This is a genomic window from Pyxidicoccus fallax, from assembly GCF_012933655.1.
GTDB classification, from domain to species: domain Bacteria; phylum Myxococcota; class Myxococcia; order Myxococcales; family Myxococcaceae; genus Myxococcus; species Myxococcus fallax.
Genome location: NZ_JABBJJ010000519.1, coordinates 1 through 6024 on the forward strand (window position 1 = coordinate 1; position 6024 = coordinate 6024).

Genomic DNA, 6024 nt, shown 5'->3' on the forward strand with positions numbered 1-6024 from the left:
GCATGAAATGGCAGGGTGGGCGTCGCAGCTCGAACATCGAGGACAGGCGGGGCAGCGGGCTCGGCCGTCCGCTGGCGGTGGGCGGTGGGGCCGCGTCAATCGTGGTGGCCCTGCTGGTGATGCTGCTGGGGGGAGACCCATCCGAGGTGCTGCAGGGCGGCGGCCCGGGGCCGTACTCGGGCACCGGTGGCTCGGGGCAGCCGGTGGACCCGCGGCAGGAGGAGCTGAAGGACTTCGTGGCCGTGGTGCTCGCGGACACGGAGGACACGTGGCCGGGGCTGCTGGAGCCGCTCGGCGTGCAGTACGCGCAGCCGCGCCTGGTGCTCTTCACGGACATGGTGCGGTCCGCGTGCGGCACGCAGGACAGCGCGGTGGGGCCCTTCTACTGCCCGCCGGACCAGCGCGTGTACCTGGACCTCGGCTTCTTCGACGAGCTGGACCGCCGCTTCGGCGCGCCGGGTGACTTCGCGCAGGCGTACGTGGTGGCGCACGAGGTGGGGCACCACGTGCAGAACCTGCTGGGCATCTCCGACCAGGTGCATGCGCAGCGCAGCCGGATGTCCAAGGCGGACGCCAACGCGCTGTCGGTGCTCCAGGAACTCCAGGCGGACTGCTTCGCCGGCATCTGGGCGCACCACGCGCAACGCCAGCGCCAGTTGCTGGAGCAGGGCGACGTGGAGGAAGGCCTGGGCGCCGCCTCGGCCATTGGCGACGACACGCTCCAGCGCCGCGCGCAGGGCCGCGTCGTGCCCGAGTCCTTCACCCACGGCTCGTCCGAGCAGCGCGTGCACTGGTTCCGCCGCGGCATGGAGCAGGGCACCGTCGAGGCCTGCGACACCTTCCGCGAAGGCGCGGGCGGGCGCTGAAGGGCACACGGCTCGCGGAGCCCCCCCGGCCGGCGGGGGCTCCCTTCCTGGAACCGTCACATCGCGTGACTCGCGCCTCCTCCCCGTGAATCCCAGGGTCCGCCCGGCGGGCCGCACTGGAGGAGACGATGTCGAGGTTCCTTCGAGGCTTGCTGACGTTCCTGTCGTTCACCGTCCTGGCCGTGCTGACGCTGCTGCTCGTCGGCCTGCTCACGGGAGGCGCGCTGTCCGCCGGGGTGGCACTGTCCGCCGGTCTGGTGCTGGGCGGGGGGTATGGCCTCCAGGCCGGCGTGCTGGGCAGCTACGACCTGGGCGCGGGGAAGGGGTGGCTGGAGCTGCTGGTGGACGCGACGTGGAGCCTGCCCAACACCCTGTTCGGCTTCGTGCTCGGCAACCTCATCTACCCGTGGTTCGGAGACCTGTCCCGGAGCGAATCCGAGGGCAGGGGCTGGGTCGTCTACAAGGCCACGGGCCCTGGCACGGGCTTCGGCCATGACGTGCTGCAGACGCTGGGCACGGTGAACCTGGGCGGCGCGGGCAACCACGAGCGGGTCCACGTGCTGCAGGCGCGCATCCTCGGGCCGCTCTACCTGCCCTTCGTGGCGCTCTCCTATGTCCTCACCTTCACGTTGCAGGTGCTCTGGACGGTGACGGTGGGCGGGCTGCTGAAGCTGCTCGGAGCGCGAGACACGCCGTACTTCCGGCCGCCCGCCCGCTCCGCCGTCGGGGGCTTCTTCGGCTGGGTCTACTACGCGACCCCCATCGAGCTCTGGGCCTACTCCACCGAGAGTCACTAGGAGACACCCCACCCGTGCTTTCCGTTGCCTTGACGGCGCGTCCGCTATAACGGATATTCCGTCCATCCGTTTTGACGGACATCCATCCGGTAACAAAGAGGCCACCCATGAGCGCAGCGGTTATCGACCTGCAGGACTTCCGCAAGAAGCGTGAGGCCCAGCAGTGTCAGATGATGCGCCCCGCGCCGGTACGGCCCTGGATGCCGGTCTGGGTGTGGGTTGTAGTCTGGCCGGTATGAAGTCGGTTCGGGAGAACACGGGGCGGCGGAAAGCGGGCGCGGCCGAGCAGGGCCGCCGTGAAGCGCGCCAATCCACCGAGTCCTCCCGTCCGGCCACCGAGCCGGCACCTCCTTCCCAGGCGGCTCCCCCCGAGGGCGAGCAGGCGTGGACCTACGAGTCGGCACCGCCGGACTCGGACCAGGACCTGGCGCCCGTAGTGGGGAAGAACCTGCGCCGGCTGCGCAGTCAGCGGGGCCTGTCGCTGGAGCGGCTGTCGAAGGCCTCCGGCGTCAGCCGGGCCATGCTGGGACAGATTGAGCTGGGGCAGAGCGCTCCCACCATCAACGTGCTGTGGAAGATTGCCCGGGCGCTGGACGTGCCCTTCTCCGCGCTCATCAGCATGACGGGCGGGGCGGGCACGCGGCTGATGCGGGCGCGAGAGGCCAAGCGCCTCACGTCGCACGACGGGCGCTTCGTGTCCCGGGCACTCTTCCCGTTCGACGAGCCGCGGCGGGTGGAGTTCTACGAGCTGCTGCTGAAGGACAAAGGCGAGGAGCGCGCCGAGCCGCATCCACCGGGGACACTGGAGAACCTCATCGTCACGCGCGGCACGCTGGAGCTGGAGGTGGGCACGGAGCACCACCTGCTCGCGGCGGGTGACGCCATCCTCTTCGAGGCCGACCGGCCCCACGTCTACCGGAACGTGGGGACGGACGACGTGCAGATGTACCTGGTGATGACGTACGCCGAGGAAGTCGGCTGAGGCAGTTCGTGCTCTAGCGGGACATGCCCATCATCATCGGCATGCCGTTGCACATCATCATCACCGGAGCGCCCATGGCCATCATGGCGTTCATGGCGTCACAGCACTCCTTCAGCATCGTCATGTCCTGACCTTCCATGGGCATCATCCGGCACATCATGCCGTCCTTGCCCATCTCACAGGTCATCCGGACCATCATCGGCGCCATCTGACGCATCATCATGGGCATCATCATCGGCATGCCCATGCCCATCATGGGGTTCATGCCCATGCCCATCATCGGGTTCATCCCCATGGACATCATGGGATTCATGCCCATGCCCATCATGGGGTTCATGCCCATGCCCATCATCGGGTTCATGCCCATGCCCATCATGGGGTTCATTCCCATGGGCATCATCATCGGCATCGGCATGGGGCTCATGCCCATCATCGGCATGGGGTTCATGCCCATCATCGGCATGGTCGAAGTGGAGTTGGAGGGCATGGGGGTGGTGGCGGCCATCTTGGAATCTCCTGGATACGGGGGATGGGACAGGGGCGTACGTGCGTACGGCAGCGACCATGGAATAGGGATGCGCCACCCCCCACGCGATGTACCCAGGGGACAGTCCCGCGCTTTCCTCCGGGCGAGCGGAGGATCGGCGCGCGGCGGCGGAGGCTTCGCCGCGTCGAGCGGAGGCGCATCCGCTGGCGCGGACGGAGCTGTTCTCCGCGTCACGCTGAAGCCAGAGCCGCTTTCGTCCGGCGGACGACAGGGGCCGCTTCAGTCGAGCCTGTCCACGGGTACGAGCAGCACCTCGCGCAGTCGCCAGTCCAGGCGCTTGAGGTCCTCGGCGGCATTGCCCAGCCGCTTGACGAGCTCGGGCCCGCGCTCGCGCGGTACGAGCAGCGCGTCCGCGTAGAAGACGTGTCCGTCCTCGCGCACGCGCACCTGGGCGGCCTCCACCCACGGCAGGCCGCACAGTGCCTCGCGGAGCTGGCGCGGGAGGGTTTCGTGGTGCTCGGAGTCGAGCGTGCGGGGCGCGCGGTCCATGAGGTCTCCCACCGCCGTGCGCAGGTGCTTCTGGCCGTCCCACGCGATGTCGAGCGCGATGACACCGGCGGCCGCCGCGTCCGCCCACCACAGGCCCCGGCCGATGCCGAGGATGCCCAGGATGGCCGCGGCGGCGGTGAGCCAGTCCGCCTTGTTCATCAGCGCGTCGGCGTGGAGCACCTTGTCGTGCAGCTCCTCCGCGAGGGGCAGCTTCTTGCGGCCCAGGAAGATGGAGGGGAGGCCGCTCCAGAGGAGCGCGGCCATCATCAGCCACCCCTGCCACACGGTATGGCCGAAGAGCTGGACGCTGCCGATGGTGGGGTGCTCGGCGGTGATGAGCTTGAGGCCCGAGTCCACCAGCAGCCACAGGCCCATGAAGAGCAGGGCCACCGAGCCCACGAGGTACGCGATGGTGGTGGCGCGGTGGTAGCCATAGGGGTACTCGGCGCACGGCTTGCGATGCGCCACGCGGCTGCCGACGAGGAAGGAGATGGGCGGGATGAGGCTGAGCAGGTCCTCCAGCCACGCGGCCTTCATGGCCTGGGACGAGCCCAGGGTGAGGTAGAGCAGGACGATGGCGGAGGCGAGGTAGACGAGCGTCCACGCCTCCAGGCGCCGGGCGTGCTTCAGGACGCGCTGCTTGTCGGCGGGCAGGTCGTGCGGGGCCGCGGCGCGCAGCTCCGGCGTGTCGCCAGGCTTCTTCCCGAGCCCCCTCATGGCTGTATCTCCTCGGAGACGTGGGCCGCGCGGGTGCGGGCGTGGTCCACGAGGCCGCGCCGGATGTCCTCCGCGTGTTCGAGGACGAAGCGGTCCACGGTGAGCAGCCAGCGGTTCTCACCGGGCGGGACGACCCACACCCACTGCTCCTCGCGCAGCGCCTTCGTGCCGGGCACGTAGCCCCAGGCCTCCAACTGCCAGTCCCAGGCGGCGCGCAGGCCGGGGGCGCGGTGCAGATCGGTGGCCTCGCGCACGCGGGCGCCCTCCTTGGACAGCAGGGCTCCCGCGACGCCGCCGGGAGCGACGGCGATGTCCTGGCCCTGGAGGGACTCGGGAACGGAACCGCCGGGCGGCGCGCCGGGGACGAGGCGCGTGGTGAGGAAGGGTTTGCCCAGGCCGATGCGCTTCGCCCAGGGCGTCTTCGAGGAGATGCCGCCGACGACGAGGTCCAGGGCGTGCTTCTCCAGGCCGTGCATCAGCTCGGACTCGGGGGCCACGGTCCAGACGACGCGTGCGCCCAGGCGGGCGGCGAGCTTCTCCACTGCGTCCACTTCGGGACCGGCGGGCTTGCCCTCGTGCTGGAGGTACGTCCAGGGCTCATGCCGGACGAGCCCCGCGCGGAGCAGGCGCTCCTCCTGGACGCGCTCATGGGTGTCGTTCGGGTCCTTCGGAAGTCCGCAGGCGCCCAGCGTCAGCGCCAACAGGGCGGCCGTGAGCGTGCAGGCCCTCGACGTGGCTCGTCCCTCCCTTCGCAACACTTCGGCCCTCCTTCAGCGCATGGATGGTCGCCGTGGCACACCGTGGGAAGTTGGGCACGCGACATGAGGGGCGCCAGGAGGATGTGTCCGCTCCGCGTGGCCGTGGACGGGGCGCTGCCTGCACGCCCGCTCGGCGGTCAGACCGGGATGCTCTCGTGGTTGGAACTTCCTCCACGGGTGGATTGGGCCATGGCCACGAGAGCTGGCGGGTGGATGCTGATGCTGGTGGCGCTGATGGTGGGCTGCGCCAGCGGACGCGTGGTGCGCCTGGATACGGGCCAGGGCGCGCCGCTGCGGGAGCACGTCCCGTCCGGTTCGAGCGGGTCGGTGGAGGTGGAGGAGGGCGACTTCCAGGAGGCCCTCTCGCGGTTGGTGCTGGAGCTGCCCTTGTCGCTTCGGGAGCCGCTGGTGCGTGCGTCCACTCGCGGCGGCACGATGGACCGGGCGCTCCAGGTCTCGTTGCGCAAGGGGTATGGCCGTTGGTGCCAGGCGCATGACGGGCCTGGGGACTGCCTGTCGCTGCTGGAGGATGGGCTGGGCTTCGGCTCGATGGACCGGCTCAAGCTGGCGCTGGGCCTGTCGCTGGACCCGATGCACGAGAGCATCGCGGACGCGGTGGAAGACACGCTCAACCCCACCTTCTTCAAGGCGGTGGTGGTGTCGGCGATGGTCTCGTGGGCGATTCTGGCGGCCAATCCGGAGCCGGTGTTCACGAAGGCGGCCGCGGCCGTCGCGGTGTTGATGCTGGCCTACGTGGGCGTGGATGCGTTCCTGGAAGTGGTGAAGGCGTGCCGCGAGTTGAAGCTTGCCTCGGACCGGGCCACCACCTTCCAGGAGCTGGAGGAGGCGGGGGCACGCTTTGGGCGGG

General features: G+C 69.8%; 8 protein-coding genes. 5 read left to right on the forward strand and 3 right to left on the reverse strand.

Annotation, left to right across the window (positions count from 1 at the left end; all coding sequences use genetic code 11):
* The 4 genes from ypfJ to HG543_RS50550 all read left to right on the forward strand — a co-directional run.
* On the forward strand, positions 1-866 hold an 866-nt coding region (ypfJ, locus tag HG543_RS50540; protein ID WP_169352155.1), incomplete at its 5' end, for a KPN_02809 family neutral zinc metallopeptidase.
* Between the two features lie 128 nt (positions 867-994).
* Entirely contained in the window at positions 995-1663 is a 669-nt protein-coding gene (locus HG543_RS50545) for a hypothetical protein (protein ID WP_169352156.1), read from the forward strand.
* 107 nt (positions 1664-1770) lie between these two features.
* Positions 1771-1902 carry a hypothetical protein gene (locus HG543_RS56700; protein ID WP_281404558.1) on the forward strand — a complete coding sequence of 44 codons (132 nt, stop codon included), beginning with the start codon at positions 1771-1773 and terminating at the stop codon, positions 1900-1902.
* Positions 1899-2645 (forward strand): helix-turn-helix domain-containing protein, encoded by a 747-nt coding sequence (locus HG543_RS50550; RefSeq protein WP_171818098.1) that lies wholly within the window; start codon positions 1899-1901, stop codon positions 2643-2645. The genes HG543_RS56700 and HG543_RS50550 overlap by 4 nt, the downstream gene beginning before the upstream one ends.
* A 13-nt stretch (positions 2646-2658) precedes the next feature.
* On the opposite strand, the gene HG543_RS50555 is transcribed toward HG543_RS50550, so the two are convergent.
* The 3 genes from HG543_RS50555 to HG543_RS50565 all read right to left on the reverse strand — a co-directional run bounded on the left by HG543_RS50555 (position 2659) and on the right by HG543_RS50565 (position 5156).
* A complete protein-coding gene (locus HG543_RS50555; protein ID WP_246357884.1) occupies positions 2659-3150 on the reverse strand; it encodes a hypothetical protein in 492 nt (163 codons plus the stop codon).
* Between the two features lie 261 nt (positions 3151-3411).
* Positions 3412-4398, reverse strand: a complete 987-nt coding sequence (locus HG543_RS50560; RefSeq protein ID WP_246357885.1) for a cation diffusion facilitator family transporter — start codon at positions 4396-4398, stop codon at positions 3412-3414.
* The gene (locus tag HG543_RS50565) at positions 4395-5156 is read right to left on the reverse strand and encodes a transporter substrate-binding domain-containing protein (protein ID WP_169352158.1); all 762 of its coding nucleotides are present in this window, start codon (positions 5154-5156) and stop codon (positions 4395-4397) included. Before HG543_RS50565 ends, HG543_RS50560 begins: the two co-directional genes overlap by 4 nt.
* Before the next feature lie 189 nt (positions 5157-5345).
* Here HG543_RS50565 and sitA5 point away from each other — a divergent pair.
* Positions 5346-6024, forward strand: a 679-nt coding sequence (gene sitA5, locus HG543_RS50570) for a SitA5 family polymorphic toxin (protein WP_439332622.1), incomplete at its 3' end; no start/stop codon positions are given.

Excerpts from the sequence above, each read along its gene's own strand:
- HG543_RS50545 (WP_169352156.1), top strand. The coding sequence starts at position 995 with ATGTCGAGGTTCCTTCGAGGCTTGCTGACGTTCCTGTCGTTCACCGTC.
- HG543_RS56700 (WP_281404558.1), top strand. The coding sequence starts at position 1,771 with ATGAGCGCAGCGGTTATCGACCTGCAGGACTTCCGCAAGAAGCGTGAG.
- HG543_RS50550 (WP_171818098.1), top strand. The coding sequence starts at position 1,899 with ATGAAGTCGGTTCGGGAGAACACGGGGCGGCGGAAAGCGGGCGCGGCC.
- HG543_RS50555 (WP_246357884.1), bottom strand. The coding sequence starts at position 3,150 with ATGGCCGCCACCACCCCCATGCCCTCCAACTCCACTTCGACCATGCCG.
- HG543_RS50560 (WP_246357885.1), bottom strand. The coding sequence starts at position 4,398 with ATGAGGGGGCTCGGGAAGAAGCCTGGCGACACGCCGGAGCTGCGCGCC.